This window comes from Pseudomonas sp. KH_046_1 (genome assembly GCF_057839025.1).
In genome coordinates, this window is sequence record NZ_CM174481.1 from 42,273 (window position 1) to 60,382 (window position 18,110).

At 58.9% G+C, this 18,110-nt stretch carries 20 protein-coding genes; 13 read left to right on the top strand and 7 right to left on the bottom strand.

What is annotated here, in order from left to right:
- Both AC3IT9_RS00190 and AC3IT9_RS00195 read left to right on the top strand, forming a co-directional pair.
- Nucleotides 1–939 carry an MlaD family protein gene (locus AC3IT9_RS00190; RefSeq protein WP_489271607.1) on the top strand — a complete coding sequence of 313 codons (939 nt, stop codon included), beginning with the start codon at nucleotides 1–3 and terminating at the stop codon, nucleotides 937–939.
- Entirely contained in the window at nucleotides 936–1,559 is a 624-nt protein-coding gene (locus AC3IT9_RS00195) for an ABC-type transport auxiliary lipoprotein family protein (RefSeq protein WP_489271609.1), read from the top strand. Before AC3IT9_RS00190 ends, AC3IT9_RS00195 begins: the two co-directional genes overlap by 4 nt.
- A 120-nt stretch (nucleotides 1,560–1,679) precedes the next feature.
- Here AC3IT9_RS00195 and AC3IT9_RS00200 read toward each other — a convergent pair whose 3' ends face one another.
- Both AC3IT9_RS00200 and AC3IT9_RS00205 read right to left on the bottom strand, forming a co-directional pair.
- Nucleotides 1,680–2,333: an HAD family hydrolase gene (locus tag AC3IT9_RS00200; protein ID WP_489271611.1), complete on the bottom strand. Its 654-nt coding sequence runs from the start codon at nucleotides 2,331–2,333 to the stop codon at nucleotides 1,680–1,682.
- A 26-nt stretch (nucleotides 2,334–2,359) separates the two neighbouring features.
- Complete coding sequence (locus AC3IT9_RS00205) at nucleotides 2,360–2,905, bottom strand: gamma carbonic anhydrase family protein (RefSeq protein WP_489271612.1); 546 nt, start codon at nucleotides 2,903–2,905, stop codon at nucleotides 2,360–2,362.
- 88 nt (nucleotides 2,906–2,993) lie between these two features.
- Here AC3IT9_RS00205 and prlC point away from each other — a divergent pair, with 88 nt between their 5' ends.
- Nucleotides 2,994–5,045, top strand: a complete 2,052-nt coding sequence (prlC, locus tag AC3IT9_RS00210; RefSeq protein ID WP_150728152.1) for an oligopeptidase A — start codon at nucleotides 2,994–2,996, stop codon at nucleotides 5,043–5,045.
- Nucleotides 5,042–5,329, top strand: a complete 288-nt coding sequence (locus tag AC3IT9_RS00215; RefSeq protein WP_008018424.1) for a YheV family putative zinc ribbon protein — start codon at nucleotides 5,042–5,044, stop codon at nucleotides 5,327–5,329. Before prlC ends, AC3IT9_RS00215 begins: the two co-directional genes overlap by 4 nt.
- A 42-nt stretch (nucleotides 5,330–5,371) precedes the next feature.
- On the opposite strand, the gene AC3IT9_RS00220 is transcribed toward AC3IT9_RS00215, so the two are convergent.
- The 3 genes from AC3IT9_RS00220 to AC3IT9_RS00230 form a co-directional block, all read right to left on the bottom strand.
- Entirely contained in the window at nucleotides 5,372–6,016 is a 645-nt protein-coding gene (locus tag AC3IT9_RS00220; RefSeq protein ID WP_489271614.1) for a phosphatase domain-containing protein, read from the bottom strand.
- A 142-nt stretch (nucleotides 6,017–6,158) separates the two neighbouring features.
- Nucleotides 6,159–6,698, bottom strand: coding sequence for a hypothetical protein (locus AC3IT9_RS00225; RefSeq protein WP_150753744.1), 540 nt, complete (start codon nucleotides 6,696–6,698; stop codon nucleotides 6,159–6,161).
- Nucleotides 6,699–6,784: 86 nt separating this feature from the next.
- Nucleotides 6,785–7,087: a hypothetical protein gene (locus AC3IT9_RS00230; RefSeq protein ID WP_150757407.1), complete on the bottom strand. Its 303-nt coding sequence runs from the start codon at nucleotides 7,085–7,087 to the stop codon at nucleotides 6,785–6,787.
- Nucleotides 7,088–7,313: 226 nt separating this feature from the next.
- Here AC3IT9_RS00230 and AC3IT9_RS00235 point away from each other — a divergent pair, with 226 nt between their 5' ends.
- The 3 genes from AC3IT9_RS00235 (at nucleotide 7,314) to AC3IT9_RS00245 (ending at nucleotide 10,964) form a co-directional block, all read left to right on the top strand.
- A complete protein-coding gene (locus tag AC3IT9_RS00235; protein WP_489271616.1) occupies nucleotides 7,314–8,372 on the top strand; it encodes a PA0069 family radical SAM protein in 1,059 nt (352 codons plus the stop codon).
- 243 nt (nucleotides 8,373–8,615) lie between these two features.
- A complete protein-coding gene (locus AC3IT9_RS00240; RefSeq protein WP_102669518.1) occupies nucleotides 8,616–9,347 on the top strand; it encodes a carbonic anhydrase in 732 nt (243 codons plus the stop codon).
- Nucleotides 9,348–9,437: 90 nt separating this feature from the next.
- Nucleotides 9,438–10,964 carry a SulP family inorganic anion transporter gene (locus AC3IT9_RS00245; protein WP_489271617.1) on the top strand — a complete coding sequence of 509 codons (1,527 nt, stop codon included), beginning with the start codon at nucleotides 9,438–9,440 and terminating at the stop codon, nucleotides 10,962–10,964.
- Nucleotides 10,965–11,083: 119 nt separating this feature from the next.
- Here AC3IT9_RS00245 and AC3IT9_RS00250 read toward each other — a convergent pair whose 3' ends face one another.
- Entirely contained in the window at nucleotides 11,084–11,734 is a 651-nt protein-coding gene (locus AC3IT9_RS00250; RefSeq protein ID WP_150753741.1) for a hypothetical protein, read from the bottom strand.
- A 369-nt stretch (nucleotides 11,735–12,103) separates the two neighbouring features.
- Between AC3IT9_RS00250 and coxB the strand changes: the two genes are divergently transcribed.
- From coxB to AC3IT9_RS00270, 4 genes are all read left to right on the top strand, one after another.
- Nucleotides 12,104–13,231 carry a cytochrome c oxidase subunit II gene (coxB, locus tag AC3IT9_RS00255; RefSeq protein ID WP_489271619.1) on the top strand — a complete coding sequence of 376 codons (1,128 nt, stop codon included), beginning with the start codon at nucleotides 12,104–12,106 and terminating at the stop codon, nucleotides 13,229–13,231.
- Between the two features lie 82 nt (nucleotides 13,232–13,313).
- On the top strand, nucleotides 13,314–14,906 hold the full coding sequence (ctaD, locus tag AC3IT9_RS00260) for a cytochrome c oxidase subunit I (RefSeq protein WP_150728160.1): 1,593 nt from the start codon (nucleotides 13,314–13,316) through the stop codon (nucleotides 14,904–14,906).
- A 141-nt stretch (nucleotides 14,907–15,047) separates the two neighbouring features.
- On the top strand, nucleotides 15,048–15,599 hold the full coding sequence (locus tag AC3IT9_RS00265; RefSeq protein WP_150753738.1) for a cytochrome c oxidase assembly protein: 552 nt from the start codon (nucleotides 15,048–15,050) through the stop codon (nucleotides 15,597–15,599).
- 25 nt (nucleotides 15,600–15,624) lie between these two features.
- Entirely contained in the window at nucleotides 15,625–16,512 is an 888-nt protein-coding gene (locus AC3IT9_RS00270) for a cytochrome c oxidase subunit 3 (RefSeq protein ID WP_150728162.1), read from the top strand.
- A gap of 18 nt (nucleotides 16,513–16,530) precedes the next feature.
- Here AC3IT9_RS00270 and AC3IT9_RS00275 read toward each other — a convergent pair whose 3' ends face one another.
- On the bottom strand, nucleotides 16,531–16,734 hold the full coding sequence (locus tag AC3IT9_RS00275) for a twin transmembrane helix small protein (RefSeq protein WP_057712609.1): 204 nt from the start codon (nucleotides 16,732–16,734) through the stop codon (nucleotides 16,531–16,533).
- A 71-nt stretch (nucleotides 16,735–16,805) separates the two neighbouring features.
- On the opposite strand from AC3IT9_RS00275, the gene AC3IT9_RS00280 reads away from it, so the two are divergent.
- Both AC3IT9_RS00280 and AC3IT9_RS00285 read left to right on the top strand, forming a co-directional pair.
- Nucleotides 16,806–17,546 (top strand): SURF1 family protein, encoded by a 741-nt coding sequence (locus AC3IT9_RS00280; protein ID WP_489271623.1) that lies wholly within the window; start codon nucleotides 16,806–16,808, stop codon nucleotides 17,544–17,546.
- Entirely contained in the window at nucleotides 17,512–18,105 is a 594-nt protein-coding gene (locus AC3IT9_RS00285; protein ID WP_423502968.1) for a hypothetical protein, read from the top strand. The genes AC3IT9_RS00280 and AC3IT9_RS00285 overlap by 35 nt, the downstream gene beginning before the upstream one ends.
- Nucleotides 18,106–18,110 lie beyond the last annotated feature (5 nt).

Consider the following 18,110-nt stretch of genomic DNA (forward strand, 5'->3'; position numbering starts at 1 on the left):
ATGGAAACCCGAGCCCATCATGTATTGATCGGCCTGTTCACCGTGATTGTGGTGACGGCCGCGCTGCTGTTCGGCCTGTGGCTGGCCAAGTCCAGTGTCGACACCGAGTTCAAGGACTATGAAGTTGTGTTCAACGAGGCGGTCAGCGGCTTGTCCAAGGGCAGTTCGGTGCAGTACAGCGGGATCAAGGTCGGCGACGTGATCTTGCTGCGGCTGGACCCGAAAGACCCGCGTCGGGTGCTGGCGCGAATTCGCCTGGCCGGCGATACCCCGGTCAAGGAAGACACCCAGGCCAAACTGGCCCTGACCGGCGTCACCGGGACCTCGATCATCCAGCTCAGCGGCGGCACGCCACAGAGCCCGACGCTCAAGGGCAAGGACGGCAACCTGCCGACCATCGTCGCCTCGCCCTCGCCCATCGCCCGCCTGCTCAATGACAGCGAAAACCTGATGGCCGGGGTGACCACGCTGATGCATAACGTCAACCTGATGTTCTCCACGGAAAACATCGAGCGCATCAGCAACACCCTGGAGCATCTGGAGCAAACCACCGGGGCCATTGCCGAGCAGCGCGGCGATATCCGCCAGGCCATGCATCAGCTGGCCTCGGTGGGCAAGCAGGCCAACACCATGCTGGAGCAGACCACGGCGCTGATGCGCAATGCCAACGGGCTGCTCAATGATCATGGCAAGGAGGCGCTGGGCAGCGCCGAGCAGGCGATGAAGTCGCTGCAGGAGAGCAGCACCACCCTCAACAAATTGATCACCGCCAATCAGGATTCGCTCAACAGCGGCATGCAAGGTCTCAATGGCCTGGGCCCGGCCGTGCGTGAGATGCGCGAAACCCTGAGTTCGTTGCGCACCATTACCACACGTCTGGAAGCCAACCCCAGCGGTTACCTGCTGGGTAGTGAAAAGACCAAGGAATTCACGCCATGAAGCTGATTCGGATTGCCCTTCTCGCTGGCTTTACGCTGATCGGTTCGTGCTCGATCCTGCCCAAGCCAGAGCCCTTCGAGGTCTATCGATTGCCTTCGGCCCAGAGCGCATCGGCCAGCCATGGCACGCCGCAGCGCTGGTCGCTGCGCCTGAGCAAATTCCAGTCCAGCGAAGCGTTGAACAGTCCGAACATTGCCGTGATTCCCCAGGGCGATGTGATCAGCCACTACAAGGGCTCACGCTGGAGCGACCCGGCGCCGGTGCTGGTGCGCAATCGGCTGCTGGAAGGTTTCCAGCATGACGGACGGGTGCCGCTGTTGAGCACCGATGACAGCATTTTCCAGACCGATCTTGAATTGGGCGGCAGCCTGCAGGCGTTCCAGACTGAATACCAGGGCACGAATGCCAACGTGGTGGTGCGTCTGGACGCATTGCTGGTGCGCAGTTACGACCAGCGCATCCTCGCCAGCCGCCGCTTTGAAGTGCGCCAGTCACTCAGCGATGTGCAGGTCCCGGCGGTGGTGGTCGGGTTCGGTCGGGCGAACGATCAGTTGACCACGCAGGTGGTGAGCTGGGCGGTTGAGCAAGGGCAGAGACTGGCCCCGCCACCAAGGCCTTGAAAGCCTGCACAATCCCCTGTGCGAGCCTGCTCGCGAATGCGGTGTGTCATTGAGCATCAGTGTTGACTGGTACACCGCATTCGCGAGCAAGCTCGCTCCCACAGTTGATTTGTGTCGATTCTATCCGCGCTGCAAAAACGCCTGATGCAGCTCAGCCAGCGTTTCAAAATGATACGCAGGCGCTTCGGCACTCAACTCTTCATGGCTGCCGAACCCGTAACCCACCGCCGCCGCATCCAGGCCATTGCTGCGCGCGCCGATCAGGTCGTGTTTGCGGTCGCCGATCATCAGGGTGTTGGTCGGGTCCAGGTTTTCTTCGGCCATCAGGTGAGCAATCAGCTCGACCTTGTTGGTCCGTGTGCCGTCCAGTTCGCTGCCGTAAATCACCTTGAAGTGTTTGGCAAAGTCGAAATGCCGGGCGATCTCCCGGGCGAACACCCACGGTTTCGAGGTAGCGATGTATAGCTGCCGCCCTTGTCCGCTCAGGCTTTCCAGCAGCGGCGCGACACCATCGAATACGCGGTTTTCGTATAGACCGGTGACCTTGAAGCGCTCGCGATAGAAATTCACAGCCTGCCAGGCCCTGGCTTCATCGAAGTCGTAGAACTGCATGAATGCCTGCAACAGCGGCGGGCCGATGAAGTGTTCGAGTTTCGCCAGGTCCGGCTCATCGATACCCAGTTTGCCCAAGGCGAACTGGATCGAACGGGTGATGCCCTCGCGCGGGTCGGTGAGGGTGCCATCGAGGTCGAACAAAACGGTTTGGTAATGCATGTCGAATCCTGAATAAGGGGGCCGGGTCAAAGCTGGTCGTAGCCTTCGGCCAGATGCAGGTCCTTGAGCTTCACGTAGTTCGCCGCGCTGTAGGTGAAAAAGGCGCGCTCCTTGTCAGTCAGCGGGCGGACCTGCTTCACCGGGCTGCCCACATACAGGAAGCCGCTTTGCAGATGCTTGCCCGGCGGCACCAGGCTGCCGGCGCCGATGATCACATCATCGTCGACCACCGCGCCGTCCATGACGATGCTGCCCATGCCGATCAATACCCGGCTGCCTACCGAACAACCATGCAGCATGACCTTGTGGGCGATGGTCACGTCATCGCCGATCAGCAATGGATAGCCGTCCGGGTTGAACGGCCCGGCGTGGGTGATGTGCAACACGCAGCCATCCTGCACGCTGGTGCGCGCGCCGATGCGGATGCGGTGCATGTCGCCACGGATCACTGTCAACGGCCAGACCGAGCTGTCTTCGCCAATTTCAACGTCGCCGATCACCACCGCCGAGCCGTCGACAAAAGCGCCTTTACCCAGCAGCGGCGTGTGGTTCTGATACTTGCGAAGGTTCACGATAGGGTTTCTCTCTGTTGCTGATAGCTGCGGTGAACGTCGATTGTAATTAAGATGGCTGCATGTTTCTCCAGCCAAGGTATCAACCGTGAGCGTGAACAACCCTCTTTTGCAGTCCTATGACCTGCCGCCGTTCTCCGCCATCCGCGCTGAACACGTACAACCGGCCATTGAACAGATCCTGGCTGACAACCGTGCCGCCATCGTCGAGATCCTCAAGACCCAGGTCAAACAGCCAACGTGGGCTGGCCTGGTGCTGGCGATGGACGAACTCAATGACCGTCTGGGTGCCGCCTGGAGCCCGGTCAGCCACCTCAACGCCGTTTGCAACAGCGCCGAACTGCGTGAAGCCTACGAGTCGTGCCTGCCGGCCTTGAGCGCCTATTCCACCGAGTTGGGCCAGAACCGCGAACTGTTCCAGGCTTTCGAAGCCCTGGCCAGCAGTCCGGAAGCTGCCGAATTCGACGTGGCGCAGAAAACTATCCTGGAACACTCCCTGCGTGACTTCCGTCTGTCGGGTATCGACCTGCCGGAAGCCGAACAGAAGCGTTACGCCGAAGTGCAGAGCAAGCTGTCCGAACTGGGCAGCCGTTTCTCCAACCAATTGCTCGATGCCACTCAGGCCTGGACCAAGCACATCACCGATGAAGCCGCCCTCGCCGGCCTGACCGATTCGGCCAAGGCGCAAATGGCTGCCGCAGCTCAAGCCAAGGATCTGGACGGCTGGCTGATCACCCTGGAATTCCCGAGCTATTACGCGGTGATGACCTACGCCCAGGACCGCGCGCTGCGTGAAGAAGTCTACGCCGCGTACTGCACCCGTGCGTCGGACCAGGGGCCGAATGCCGGCCAGAACGATAACAGCCCGGTCATGGAAGAAATCCTCGACCTGCGTCAGGAGCTGGCCAAACTGCTGGGTTTCAGCAGTTTCTCCGAGCTGAGCCTGGCGACCAAAATGGCCGAATCCAGCGATCAGGTGCTGAGTTTCCTGCGCGACCTGGCCAAGCGCAGCAAGCCGTTCGCTGCCCAGGATCTGGAGCAGCTCAAGGCTTACGCCGCCGAACAAGGCTGCCCGGATCTGCAAAGCTGGGATAGCGGTTTCTACGGCGAAAAACTCCGTGAGCAACGCTACAGCGTGGCCCAGGAAGCCCTGCGCGCCTACTTCCCGATCGACAAGGTGCTCAGCGGCCTGTTCGCCATCGTCCAGCGCCTGTACGGCATCGAGATTGCAGAGCAGAAAGGTTTCGACACCTGGCACCCAGATGTCCGTCTGTTTGAAATCAAGGAAAACGGCCAGCACGTCGGCCGCTTCTTCTTCGACCTCTACGCCCGCGCCAACAAGCGTGGAGGTGCGTGGATGGACGGCGCACGCGACCGTCGTCGCACCGCTGGCGGTGTATTGCAAAGCCCGGTGGCCAACCTGGTGTGCAACTTCACCCCGGCCGACAGCGGCAAGCCTGCACTGCTGACCCACGATGAAGTCACCACCCTGTTCCACGAGTTTGGTCACGGCCTGCATCACCTGCTGACCCGCGTCGAGCATGCTGGCGTGTCCGGCATCAACGGCGTGGCCTGGGATGCGGTCGAACTGCCAAGCCAGTTCATGGAGAACTGGTGCTGGGAGCCGGAAGGCCTGGCGCTGATTTCCGGTCACTATGAATCCGGCGAGCCGCTGCCTCAGGACTTGCTCGGGAAAATGCTCGCGGCGAAAAACTTCCAGTCCGGCCTGATGATGGTTCGCCAACTGGAGTTCTCGCTGTTCGACTTCGAACTGCACGCCACCCACGGCGACGGCCGTAGCGTGCTGCAAGTACTCGAAGGCGTGCGCGACGAGGTTTCGGTGATGCGTCCACCGGCTTACAACCGTTTCCCCAACAGCTTTGCGCACATCTTTGCCGGTGGTTATGCCGCGGGTTATTACAGCTACAAATGGGCTGAAGTGCTGTCGGCCGATGCGTTCTCGAAGTTTGAAGAAGAAGGCGTGCTTAACGCCGACACCGGTCGCGCCTTCCGCGAAGCAATCCTGGCCCGTGGCGGTTCCCAGGAACCGATGGTGCTGTTCGTCGACTTCCGTGGTCGTGAGCCATCAATTGACGCACTCTTGCGCCACAGCGGCCTGAGTGAGGACGCGGCAGCATGAGTGAGGGACCTGTGATTACGAAAAAACGCTTTATCGCCGGGGCGGTCTGCCCGGCATGCAGCGAGCCGGACAAATTGATGATGTGGAACGAAGACCAGGTCCCGCACCGAGAGTGCGTGGCCTGCGGTTACTCCGACACACTCAATGAGCAAGGGCTGTCGGTGCCCAAGGAGTTGGGTACGCGGGTTAATACCAGCGCACTCAAACCAGCCGACACCAAAGTTCAGGCGGTTCAGTTCTTCCCGAACCCGAAACTGAAGAAAAAGCCGGACGAACAGCACTGAGTGAAAAAAAGCCCCCGTTGCGCCATGCAACGGGGGCTTTTCTTATTCGATGTGAGCGGACTTGAACCAGCTCTTCATCGAGCACGCGGCAAACGGGCTGGTGCTGCAATCGCCATTGGCCAGGGCCGTACGCAGTTTTTCCACGTCGGTCTGCATCATGTAGCGAATGCCGTCCTTGAAGTGGGTGCTGTCGCCAAAGCCGCCCAGGGTCATTTCGTTCAGTGCCTCCTCCTTGGTCCAGCCCTGGATGACAACCCGGTACATGGCTGCCATCAGGCCGGTACGGTCGGAACCGTGTTTGCAGTGCATCAGTACCGGGCCTTTGGCTTCGGCAGACTGAATGGCGCGCAAGGCCTTGAGCACATCGGCGTCGTCCACATGGTTGGTGCGATAAGGCAGTTGTACTTGCGTGATGCCTGGCGTGGACAACCAACTGGAGTCTGCTTCGGGCAAGAAGTTGATTACCGTCCCGACCTTGAGTTTCTCCAGCAGCGGCACTGCCCCTTTGTCCGGCAAGGCGCTGCGATAGAGGGTCGGCGACATTTGAAAGAGGTTGTATTGCTTCTCTACCGGTTGAGCCCAGTCTGCCGGACGCTGCATCACGCTGTCGTCAGCAAGTGCCGTTGTCAGGTTAACGAGTGCGACCAGCGACAGGCATATTGCAGATAAAAAACATGGTAAAGGCATGCTTGAGCGACCGTTCAGAAAGGGACGGGAAGATGGTGGCAAGGATCAGTCATGCACGGTCAAAGGCCTGTGAGCGGACCGTCAAAGAATCGTGAAGCACCAAGGCCTGGTTCGAAGATTGAAACCGATGTGGTTGCCAGGCTTATAACGTCAGTTGGGTAAATGCCTTGGCCAGGTTTTGCAGGTCATCCCCAACCCTGACTTGATAGCCGGTTTCTGGTTCGTCAGTCGTTATTTCAAACGGCGAACCCGCCTCGAATATTTCGGTATCGAATGCAAAGAAGGTATTGAGAGGGCGCGGCGGTTCGCTGAGCTCCCATTTTTCAATGATCACCCGAAAATAGGGGGCGTCGGTGGAAAGGAAACGAAGAAAAGCACCATTCTCGGGACCAATGGTTGATTGATGGTAATAAGCCGCGCCGAGCAAGGTAAGGGCATCAATGTCTTTCTGGTCAATATGGTTGTCCGAAGTGACATTGATATCTGACCATGGGTCAAAATCAAGTGTTAGAGATCGTCCATTCTCTCGGACATGCAATATCATGGGTGTGGAATCTTTAAAGTAATCAACTTGACTGGAAGTTGTTCTGTCGATATTTCGAATGATACTTAAGGTGATTTGAGTTTCATCAAGTGACTCGACTCGCTGTAGATATACACCGGAAGTCAGGAATGCGGACATGTTTGATCCTTATTTAGTATTAAAGTGCATGCAATGAATCGCATGCACTCAGTGACGACGCTTGATCGATTAAATGTCTCTGGACATCAGGGATTGACGATACTGGCATAAGCCTTTGCCAGAGCCTGCAACTTGGATTTGTCGTCGGCATCGATGTCTCCGTCTCCATCGACGTCCTTGCCAACGGTCCTGATACTGAACGAGTTGCCACCGTCTGTGGAAACAGCCGTGTAATACGTCGAGTCAACTAAGCTTTCAATTTGAACTTCATTTTCCGCATCCCAACTGAGTTCTTTTCGAGCTAGTTGCAGCGAAACCAGTGTATTGGGTTCCGAAGCATTCGGTTGCATCAGTTGTAGGAAGATGCCGCGCTGATTAAGGTTAGACATTGATAAATCCTTTTATTTGATTGCTAATGAGGGCGGTGTTTGCCGGGCTGAATATACGGCCGGGTATTAAATCCAACCACTGGCTATATGTTTCATTAGTTTTCTCTTCATTTATTGAACAAGTAAGCTAATGACGACCCTGTCGTCGGATGAAGGACTGAGTGGTACTGGTCGATACGCAGTAGGTTGGTATACTGTATGAATATACAGATAAAGGAGTCCGCCGATGATCAGCTCTCTGCCTCCCCGTGGCCGCGGCACTGCAACCAACCCGCACAACCGCTTTGCCCCCAGCCATTCGGTGGTTGAGGACGACGGCTGGTACCAGGAAGCACCGCTCACCCAAGGCACCGAGGTGAGCATCGAAAGGGCGAAAACCATAATCACCCGCAATACATCGCCGGACTTGCCCTTCGATCGCTCGATCAATCCCTATCGCGGGTGCGAACATGGCTGTATCTACTGCTACGCGAGGCCAAGCCATGCCTATTGGGACATGTCGCCTGGGCTGGATTTTGAAACCAGACTAATCGCCAAGACCAACGCCGCGGACGTGCTGGAGGAGCAATTGTCCAGGCGTGGATATCAATGTGCGCCGATCAACCTCGGCTCCAACACCGACCCCTATCAGCCGATTGAGCGTGAATACAAGATCACCCGGCAAACCCTCGAAGTACTCCTGCGTTACCGGCACCCGGTGACCATCGTCACCAAGGGATCGCTGATTCTTCGCGACCTGGACCTGCTGACCGAGCTTGCCAGCCAAAGACTGGTGGCGGTAATGATCAGCCTGACCACCCTCGACGACGAGCTCAAGCGCATCCTCGAACCCCGCGCGGCGGCGCCCAAGGCCCGGTTGCGGGCGATCAGGGTCATGCGCGATGCAGGCATTCCGGTGGGCGTGCTGTGTTCACCGATGATCCCGATGATCAACGACAGCGAACTCGAAAGCCTGCTCACCGAGGCCCATGCGGTCGGGGCGCAAAGTGCTGCTTACATGATGTTGCGCCTGCCGCTGGAAGTGGCGCCGCTGTTCGAAGAATGGCTGGGTGCCCACTATCCGCAACGGGCGGCGCATGTGCTGAGCCTGATTCGTCAGAGCCGTGGCGGTGAACTCTACGACAGCCGCTTTGGTGCTCGAATGCGCGGCGAAGGCCCCTTCGCCGACCTGCTGGCACAGCGCTTTGCCAAAACCATCAAGCGCCTGGGGCTCAATCGACGGGAAGGCTTTGACCTGGACTGCAATGCCTTTTGTCCGCCCGGTCGCCAAATGTCGTTGATTTGAGGACAATTGGCCTATGGTTGAGTACTGAAGAGCGCGCTCAGGTCTTAGGCTGGTCACGTTTTTTGTGACCTGGAACACGCGTCCTAGAGCGGTTTATTCAGTTTCAATTAAGATTCGGCCGCTACCTTGTTCATCGAGTGACTGATGGGTCGAAATGCTTGACCTGGATGTTTTTTAACCAGCCACTGGCTTCACACCGGACCACACGGGAAGATTCCCTGACTCCGCCAATGAGGATGAATCATGAGTGACAAGGATAAACAGCCGTTGGCTGCGTCGGCTTCAGCCCAACCTGAGGCGGAAACCGCCGATGCAGCGTTGCAGCACATCGTTGACGGCTTTTTGCATTTTCATCATGAGGTCTTTCCCCAGCAGGAAGAGCTCTTCAAGAAACTCGCCACGGCCCAGCGGCCACGAGCGATGTTCATTGCCTGCGCCGATTCGCGCATCGTTCCCGAGTTGATTACCCAGAGCTCCCCCGGCGACCTGTTCGTGACCCGTAACGTCGGCAACGTCGTGCCGCCTTACGGGCAAATGAACGGTGGTGTTTCCACGGCCATCGAGTACGCCGTACTGGCTCTGGGAGTGCATCACATCATCATTTGCGGGCATTCCGACTGCGGCGCCATGCGCGCGGTGCTCAACCCGGACAGTCTGGAAAAAATGCCCACGGTCAAAGCCTGGCTGCGTCATGCCGAAGTGGCCAAAACCATGGTGCAGGAGAACTGCAACTGCTCTAGCGAAAGCGAAAGCATGCACATCCTTACCGAAGAGAATGTGATCGCTCAATTGCAGCATCTGCGCACCCATCCGTCGGTGGCATCGCGCATGGCCAACGGTCAGTTATTTATTCACGGCTGGGTCTACAACATCGAAACCAGCGAAATCAAAGCGTATGACGCCGATCAAGGCTGTTTCCTGCCGCTCAATGGCAGCCTGCCAATTCCCGTGGCGACGCCCAAAGCGCGCTTCTAAACCCTCCTAAATCGTTGTGTGGTTCAGCCGAGGCTGCCGTTCAGGCAGCCTGGCTTTGCCATGCCTGAAGAAAACTTCGGGAGACTCACCATGCGTGCTGCTCGACTCAAAGCTGTTCTGCCACGGGAGCTGCTGGCTTCGGTGGTTGTTTTTCTGGTCGCCCTGCCCCTGTGCATGGGCATCGCGATTGCCTCGGGGCTGCCGCCGGCCAAAGGTCTGATCACCGGCATCATAGGTGGTCTAGTGGTCGGCTGGTTGGCCGGCTCGCCGCTGCAAGTCAGCGGTCCGGCGGCGGGCCTGGCCGTTCTGGTATTCGAATTGGTCCGCCAGCACGGCATCGCCATGCTTGGGCCCATACTGTTGTTGGCAGGTTTTCTGCAACTGGTGGCTGGCCGTTTGAAGCTGGGCTGCTGGTTTCGGGTGACGGCGCCTGCGGTGGTGTACGGCATGCTGGCCGGGATTGGCGTGCTGATCATCCTGTCTCAGGTGCATGTGATGCTGGATGCCGTGCCCAAACCCTCGGGCCTGGATAACCTGGCGGCCTTCCCGGCGGCGCTGGTTCAGGCGTTGCCCACGTTTGGCTGGCAAGCCGGTTTGCTCGGTTTGTCGACGATCGCCGTCATGTGGCTGTGGGAGAAATTCCGTCCGCAATCCCTGCGCTTCGTTCCTGGCGCGCTCCTCGGCGTCGGTCTGGCCACGCTTGCCAGCCTGGTGCTGGCGTTGCAGGTCAAACGGGTTGAGGTTCCGGCCAACCTGACGGAGGCCATCGACTGGCTGAAGCCCGCGGATCTGCTCAACCTGGCTGATCCGGCCTTGCTGATTGCGGCGTTTGCCGTGGCCTTCATCGCCAGCGCCGAAACCTTGCTCTCAGCCGCCGCGGTTGATCGCATGCACAGTGGTCAGCGCTCGGACTTCGACCGGGAATTGTCGGCGCAAGGTATCGGCAACATGCTGTGTGGCCTGCTAGGGGCTTTGCCTATGACCGGCGTTATCGTGCGCAGCTCGGCGAACGTTCAGGCTGGAGCAACCACGCGGTTTTCGACCATTTTCCACGGCCTGTGGTTGTTGGCGTTCGTGCTGTTGCTGTCCAGCGTGCTGCAAAGCATTCCGGTGGCGAGCCTGGCGGGCGTGCTGGTGTACACCGGTTTCAAACTGGTGGATCTCAAGGTCTTCCGTGGTTTGGGCCGGTATGGTCGGGCGCCGATGTTCACCTATGCGGCAACCGCGCTCGCCATCGTTTTCACGGACCTGCTGACCGGCGTGTTGATTGGCTTCGGCCTGACGCTGGTGAAACTGGCGCTGAAAGCTTCGCGGTTGAAAATCAGCCTGATCGACCTGCCTCAGGAAGGGCAAATGGAATTGCGCCTGGCAGGCGCGGCGACCTTCCTCAAAGTGCCGGCGCTGACACAGGTGCTGGGTAGTATTCCACCAGGCGCGACGGTGCATGTGCCGCTCAATAATCTGAGCTACATCGATCACTCGTGTCTGGAGTTGCTGGAGGAATGGGGGCGGGCGAATGCGGCCAAGGGTTCGAAGCTGATGATTGAATCGCGGGGGTTGAAGCGCAGACTTGAGGGGCGGGTGCGGACGAATACCGGCGTCGGCGCGGTCGGGTAGATAACAGTGTGGGAGCGGGCTTGCTCGCGAAAGCGGTGGATCAGCCAACACATATGTTGGATGTGAAACCGCATTCGCGAGCAAGCCCGCTCCCACAGGGGATTGTGTTTACCGATGGATCAAGCCGCCGGCTGATCCAGTTCCAGGCCTACGCCCAAGCGGCGGGACATGCACGGCCAGCGTTTCCACGCGGCGCCGGTGTCAGGGCTGTTGAGCTTCTCGCGGTAGGCTTCCACCGATTCCAGCGCGAAGCTTTCGTCGTTGAGCATCTCGTCGATGGCGTGATGCACCACTTCGTCCAGTTGGTTGGCGAACGACTCACCGATCAATTGGTGAGCAATCAGGTTGGCGACAGTCATGTCCAAGGGGATCAGTGGCTGGCCGAAATGCTTGATGTACAGGTCATTGACCTCTTCGACAAACCGGTGCGCCAGATAGGCTTCATCCAGCAGACTGTCGAGCCCGACATGGCCGGCCATGATGGCTGGCGGCTGGAGGAAGTACTGCTCGGCGATTGCCAGCACCGGTTTGATCTGTGACTCAATGCCCGCTTCCCTGGCGACTTCATTGGCTGCATCCAGCAGATCGGGCACTTCTTCGATGTAGGCGGCGACAAATCGCGTCAGTACGCCGTTGGTATCGGTCTCCGGCAATTGGATCGCCGGGTGCAGATGAGGCAGTTTACTTTCCAGCTGACGCGTCAGCAGGCCGGTCTCGGCTTCGTGTTGTTGGGCTTTTTGGATCTGCTCGCGCAATGCGGCGGTGTTCATGAAAACTCCAGGAAACAAGGCAATGAAATAGGGAAGACATAACTTAGCTGGCTTACGAAAAATGCTAAGACGCATTTGTCATAATTATTTCATCCTTGAGACGGCCCCGTTATATCGATTAGCCACCACTCGTCTGCATCCTTCTCCATTCGTACCCTGCAAAGCAAGTTAATGCTGTTTCAGACGATTTACGCCTTCGCATTGCGAGGTCAGAGGTGCTGTCTATACTCGGGGTGGAATGGAGTTAGCTGATGACGCCCGACTGCATATGCAGCAAGGCCCGGTGCTCAAGTTCGTAGTCTGATGCAGCCGCTCCCTTGCCGCAGGTGAAAGCCGGCGGGATAACAAGAACGATAAGGGGAACCCGCAATGATGCGACATCCACATGTCTGGATGGGCCTCCTGTTGTGGTCGATTTTCAGTCAGGCGCAAGCGGCCTGGACTGTGAATATGGCGCCTGGAGCGACTGAAATCAGTCACGCAGTATTCGACCTGCACATGATCATTTTCTGGATCTGTGTGGTGATCGGCATCATCGTTTTTGGTGCCATGTTCTGGTCGATGATTCTCCACCGCCGCTCGACCGGGCAGGTGGCCGCCAAATTTCATGAAAGCACCACCGTCGAAATCCTCTGGACCATCGTGCCCTTCCTGATCCTGGTGGCCATGGCGATTCCCGCTACCGCGACCCTGATCAAGATGTACGACGCCAGCGAGCCGGAAATCGATATCCAGATCACCGGCTACCAGTGGAAGTGGCACTACAAATACCTGGGCCAGGACGTCGAGTTCTTCAGCAACCTGACCACCCCCCAGGATCAGATCCACAACAAGGAAGCCAAGGGCGAGCATTACCTGCTCGAAGTCGACAAGCCATTGGTGCTGCCGGTCGGCGCCAAGGTGCGCTTCCTTGTGACCTCCGCCGACGTGATCCACTCCTGGTGGGTGCCGGCTTTCGCGGTCAAGCGCGATGCGATTCCCGGATTCGTCAATGAAGCCTGGACCCGCATCGACAAGCCCGGCATCTACCGTGGCCAGTGCGCCGAGTTGTGCGGCAAGGATCACGGCTTCATGCCGACCGTGGTCGAGGTCAAGGAAAAGGCCGATTACGAAAAATGGCTGGCCGATCGCAAGACCGAGGCCGCGCAACTCAAAGAGCTGACCAGCAAGGAATGGACGCTCGACGAGCTCAAAGAGCGCGGCGACAAGGTCTATCACACCACCTGCGTGGCCTGTCACCAGGCCGAAGGCCAGGGTCTGCCGCCGATGTTCCCGGCACTCAAGGGCTCGAAAATCGCCACCGGACCGAAAGAAGCTCACCTGAGCATTGTCTTCCACGGCAAGCCTGGCACTTCCATGGCCGCATTCGGCAAGCAACTCTCGGAAGTCGATATCGCGGCGGTCGTGACCTATGAACGTAACGCCTGGGGCAACAACAAGGGCGACATGGTTACGCCTAAAGAAGTGCTGGAGCTGAAACAGGCGGAAAGCAAATGACCCGGTCTATTGCGCACTTAAGGAACCGGTCGGGGCTACGCACCCCGGCCTGCCCAGCCCATCTGTTTGCAGGAGACAGGACATGACTGCTGTAATCGATGAACATGTTCATACCGCCACCGACCACGCCCACGGCCCCGCCAAAGGCCTGATGCGCTGGGTGCTGACCACCAACCACAAGGACATCGGTACGCTGTACCTGTGGTTTGCGTTCTCCATGTTCCTGCTTGGCGGTTCGTTCGCGATGGTGATTCGCGCCGAGCTGTTCCAGCCGGGGCTACAGATCGTCCAGCCGGAATTCTTCAACCAGATGACCACCATGCACGGCCTGGTGATGGTCTTCGGTGCGGTGATGCCGGCCTTCGTCGGCCTCGCCAACTGGATGATCCCGCTGATGATCGGCGCGCCGGACATGGCCCTGCCGCGCATGAACAACTTCAGCTTCTGGCTGTTGCCGGCGGCGTTCCTGATGCTGGTGTCGACCCTGTTCACTCCGAGTGGCGGGCCGAACTTCGGCTGGACGTTCTATGCGCCGCTGTCGACCACCTACGCGCCGGAAAGCGTGACCTTCTTCATCTTCGCCATCCACTTGATGGGGATCAGTTCGATCATGGGGGCGATCAACGTGATCGCCACCATCCTCAACCTGCGCGCCCCCGGCATGACGCTGATGAAAATGCCACTGTTCGTCTGGACCTGGCTGATCACCGCGTTCCTGTTGATCGCGGTGATGCCGGTACTGGCGGGTTGCGTGACCATGATGCTGATGGACATCCACTTCGGCACCAGTTTCTTCAGTGCCGCCGGTGGCGGAGACCCGGTGCTGTTCCAGCATGTGTTCTGGTTCTTCGGTCACCCCGAGGTGTACATCATGATCCTGCCGGCCTTCGGTGCCGTCAGTTCGATCATTCCGGCCTTTTCGCGCAAGCCACTGTTCGGCTACACCTCGATGGTCTACGCCACGGCGAGTATCGCGTTCCTGTCGTTCATCGTCTGGGCGCACCACATGTTCGTGGTCGGCATTCCGCTGGTGGGCGAGTTGTTCTTCATGTACGCCACGCTGCTGATCGCGGTGCCTACCGGCGTGAAGGTGTTCAACTGGGCCAGCACCATGTGGCAAGGCTCGCTGACTTTCGAGACACCGATGCTGTTTGCCGTGGCGTTCGTAATCCTGTTCACCATCGGCGGTTTTTCCGGGTTGATGCTGGCCATCGCCCCGGCGGACTTCCAGTACCAGGACACCTACTTCGTGGTCGCGCACTTCCACTATGTGCTGGTGCCGGGGGCGATCTTCGGGATCTTCGCCTCGGCCTACTACTGGCTGCCGAAATGGACCGGCCACATGTACGACGAAACCCTGGGCAAGCTGCATTTCTGGCTGTCGTTCATCGGCATGAACCTGGCCTTCTTCCCGATGCACTTCGTGGGGCTGGCGGGCATGCCGCGACGGATTCCGGACTACAACCTGCAATTCGCCGACTTCAACATGGTGTCGTCGATCGGCGCATTCATGTTCGGCGCCACACAGATCTTCTTCCTGTTCATCGTGATCAAGACCATTCGCGGCGGCCCGCCGGCACCGGCCAAGCCGTGGGATGGGGCTGAAGGCCTGGAGTGGAGCATTCCGTCGCCGGCGCCGTATCACACCTTCACCACGCCGCCGGAAGTGAAATGAACGCCTGCCCTTCTGTGGGAGCGACGGTGCGGCGATCCGACCTGCTCGCGAAGAACGATAACGCGGTGTGCCTGCTAAACCGCGGTGTCTGCTTCGCGAGCAGGCTCGCTCCCACAGGGTTCTCGGTCGAGGTTCAAAACCATGGCTGACTCGATTTCGTTGAAGAAACTGGTCACGCGCCTGCTGACCGTGGTGGTGGCAATGTTTGTCTTCGGCTTTGCACTGGTGCCGATCTACGACGTGATGTGCAGGGCCTTCGGCATTAATGGCAAGACCGGCGGGCAGTACGAGGGTGAGCAAACGGTCGACACCTCGCGGCAGGTGCGCGTGCAGTTTCTGTCGACCAACACCGCCGACATGCCGTGGGACTTTTACCCCAAGCATGACGAATTGACCGCGAACCCGGGGGCGGTGAACGAGATGATCTTCATCGCCCACAACCCCACCGATAAACCGATGAGCGCCCAAGCCGTGCCGAGCATCGCGCCCAGCAACGCGGCGGCGTACTTCCACAAGACCGAATGTTTCTGCTTTACCCAGCAAGTGCTGCAGCCCGGTCAACGGATCGAGATGCCGGTGCGTTTCATCGTTGACCGCGACATGCCCAAGGATGTGAAGCACCTGACGCTGTCTTACACGCTGTTCGATATCACCGCCCGACATCCACCGGTAGCTGTAAACACTGGCGGCTGAGCGTGCCCGATAAGGAGAACAATAAATGGCAACTCATGAACATTATTACGTCCCGGCCCAGAGCAAATGGCCGATCATCGCCACGGTCGGCATGTTCGTCACGGTGTTTGGCCTGGCCACCTGGTTCAATGATCTGAAGGCCGCACGCCCCGAATCCCACGGGCCGCTGATCTTTTTCGTCGGTGGCCTGTTGCTGGCCTACATGCTGTTCGGCTGGTTCGGCACGGTGATCAAGGAAAGTCGCGGCGGCTTGTACAGCGCACAGATGGATCGCTCGTTCCGCTGGGGCATGAGCTGGTTCATTTTCTCGGAAGTGATGTTCTTCATCGCCTTTTTTGGCGCGCTGTTTTATGTCCGCCATATCTCCGGGCCGGCGCTCGGTGGTGAAGGCGCCAAAGGCATGGCGCACATGCTGTGGCCGAACTTCCAGTTCACCTGGCCGCTGCTGAGCAACCCCGACTCGAAACTGTTTCCGCCGCCCAAGGAAGTCATCAGCCCCTGGGGCCTGCCGTTGCTCAACACCGTGTTGCTGGTCAGTTCCAGCGTGACCGTGACCATCGCCCACCATGCCTTGAAAAAGGGCCATCGCGGCGCACTGAAACTCTGGCTGGCGCTCACCGTAGTGTTGGGCTGTGCGTTCCTCACCTTCCAGGCCGAAGAGTACATGCACGCCTACCGCGAGCTGGGTCTGACCCTGGGTTCGGGCATCTACGGCGCGACCTTCTTCATGCTCACCGGGTTCCACGGCGCCCACGTGACCATCGGCACCATCATCCTGTTCGTGATGCTGATGCGGATCATGCGGGGGCACTTCGACAGTGAGCACCAGTTCGGCTTCGAAGCGGCGAGCTGGTACTGGCACTTCGTGGATGTGGTGTGGATCGGGCTGTTCGTTTTCGTCTATGTGCTTTAAAGCAGCTCGCTTCTACAGCTACCAAGGGGCATTGGAAACCAGTTGGCCGCTGAAAAACCCCCAGGCGATCAGGCCGAGGGTAAGGGCGGCCAGCGTCACTCGCACACTCAAGGCAATGACGAGGCGGTTTGAGCGGCTGTCGTCCTTGACCAGAAAAAACAGGCCGCTGAACAGGCTGACAACCGTGGCAATCAGCATCAGGACGATGGCTGCTTTGAGCATGGTGAGACTCCGGGGGGATAAGCGATGCACTTGAGTATAGCTATCGCGATGACCGACTTTCTGGCGATGCCATGAAGCGCTTTCGGCCGGGTATCGTGCCAACGCTGGTGGTGGCGCTGTTGCTGCCGCTACTGGTGTCCCTGGGGTTCTGGCAATTGAGCCGGGGCGCGGAGAAAGGCGCGCTGCTGCAAACCTACGCCGAACGCCGGGCCGCCGAGCCGATGGCCAGTACCGAACTGCAACACACCACCGATCCGGCTTTCCGTCGGGTTCACCTGTACGGCCAGTTCGATGCCGAACACAGCCTGCTGCTGGACAACAGTCAACGCAACGGCAAGGTCGGCGTCGAGCTGTTGCAACCCTTTCACGATCAGGCCTCCGGGCTTTGGCTGCTGGTCAATCGCGGCTGGTTGCCTTGGCCGGAGCGCCGCACACCACCGCAATTCAAGACACCTGCCGAAGCAGTCAGCCTCGACGCGTGGGTCTACGTCTCCCCCGGTGCGACGTTCCAATTGCACGCAGATCCCACAACATTGACATGGCCGAAGCTGATTACGGCCGTTGAGCCAGACAAGCTCTGGGCAGCACTGAATCGCGAAGGCTTTGCCTACGAACTGCGCGCCGAAACCGGCCCCGTCACCTATCAGGCCGACTGGCCAGTAGTCGCCATGGGCCCGGAAAAACACATCGCTTATGCCGTGCAGTGGTTCGCCATGGCGATCGCCCTGTTCGGTCTTTATCTCTATCTCGGCTGGCACAACGCAAAGGAGAAACACCATGGGAGCGGCCATGAATCCACCCAGCATGTCTGAGGCGAAACCGTCGGCGAACCGGCGCAAGGGCCGTATGCAATTGCTGCTGATCCTGCTCGGGGTGATCGGTCCGATGATCCTCGCCACCGGCATGTACAAGCTGAACTTCTGGGTGCCCGAGGGCCGCAGTTATCACGGCGAACTGATCGGCAACGGCCAGACCCGCGCGGACATCGGTGTGCAGGCCCAGGAAGCTCGCTGGCAGATACTGGTGACGGCGCCCAAGGAATGCGCGGTGGACTGCCAGCAACTGGTGTATCTGGCGCGGCAAGTCCAGATCGGCCTCGGCCGCGATGCGTCCCGCGCCAGCCATGCATTGGCCGCCGCGCAGACGCTGAACAGCGATTACGAGACTAAACTTCAACGCGAGTACCCGCAGTTGCAACGCTATTCACTGGATTTGCCTGCCTACACTAAAGGCGCTCAGAGCGATGACGCGCCGCACCTGTGGATCATCGACCCCCACGGCAATCTGGTGCTGCGCTACGACCCCTCGGTGAAGGGCAAGGACCTGCTCAACGATCTGCGCCACCTGCTGAAACTGTCGAACATCGGATAAGGGCA

Coding starts and splice junctions, on each gene's coding strand:
- AC3IT9_RS00240 (WP_102669518.1), top strand. CDS start 8,616: ATGAGTGACAAGGATAAACAGCCGTTGGCTGCGTCGGCTTCAGCCCAA.
- coxB (WP_489271619.1), top strand. CDS start 12,104: ATGATGCGACATCCACATGTCTGGATGGGCCTCCTGTTGTGGTCGATT.
- AC3IT9_RS00275 (WP_057712609.1), bottom strand. CDS start 16,734: ATGCTCAAAGCAGCCATCGTCCTGATGCTGATTGCCACGGTTGTCAGC.
- AC3IT9_RS00265 (WP_150753738.1), top strand. CDS start 15,048: ATGGCTGACTCGATTTCGTTGAAGAAACTGGTCACGCGCCTGCTGACC.
- AC3IT9_RS00285 (WP_423502968.1), top strand. CDS start 17,512: ATGGGAGCGGCCATGAATCCACCCAGCATGTCTGAGGCGAAACCGTCG.
- AC3IT9_RS00225 (WP_150753744.1), bottom strand. CDS start 6,698: ATGTCCGCATTCCTGACTTCCGGTGTATATCTACAGCGAGTCGAGTCA.
- AC3IT9_RS00235 (WP_489271616.1), top strand. CDS start 7,314: ATGATCAGCTCTCTGCCTCCCCGTGGCCGCGGCACTGCAACCAACCCG.
- AC3IT9_RS00245 (WP_489271617.1), top strand. CDS start 9,438: ATGCGTGCTGCTCGACTCAAAGCTGTTCTGCCACGGGAGCTGCTGGCT.
- AC3IT9_RS00200 (WP_489271611.1), bottom strand. CDS start 2,333: ATGCATTACCAAACCGTTTTGTTCGACCTCGATGGCACCCTCACCGAC.
- AC3IT9_RS00195 (WP_489271609.1), top strand. CDS start 936: ATGAAGCTGATTCGGATTGCCCTTCTCGCTGGCTTTACGCTGATCGGT.
- ctaD (WP_150728160.1), top strand. CDS start 13,314: ATGACTGCTGTAATCGATGAACATGTTCATACCGCCACCGACCACGCC.
- AC3IT9_RS00220 (WP_489271614.1), bottom strand. CDS start 6,016: ATGCCTTTACCATGTTTTTTATCTGCAATATGCCTGTCGCTGGTCGCA.
- AC3IT9_RS00230 (WP_150757407.1), bottom strand. CDS start 7,087: ATGTCTAACCTTAATCAGCGCGGCATCTTCCTACAACTGATGCAACCG.
- AC3IT9_RS00270 (WP_150728162.1), top strand. CDS start 15,625: ATGGCAACTCATGAACATTATTACGTCCCGGCCCAGAGCAAATGGCCG.
- AC3IT9_RS00250 (WP_150753741.1), bottom strand. CDS start 11,734: ATGAACACCGCCGCATTGCGCGAGCAGATCCAAAAAGCCCAACAACAC.
- AC3IT9_RS00215 (WP_008018424.1), top strand. CDS start 5,042: ATGAGTGAGGGACCTGTGATTACGAAAAAACGCTTTATCGCCGGGGCG.
- AC3IT9_RS00280 (WP_489271623.1), top strand. CDS start 16,806: ATGAAGCGCTTTCGGCCGGGTATCGTGCCAACGCTGGTGGTGGCGCTG.
- AC3IT9_RS00190 (WP_489271607.1), top strand. CDS start 1: ATGGAAACCCGAGCCCATCATGTATTGATCGGCCTGTTCACCGTGATT.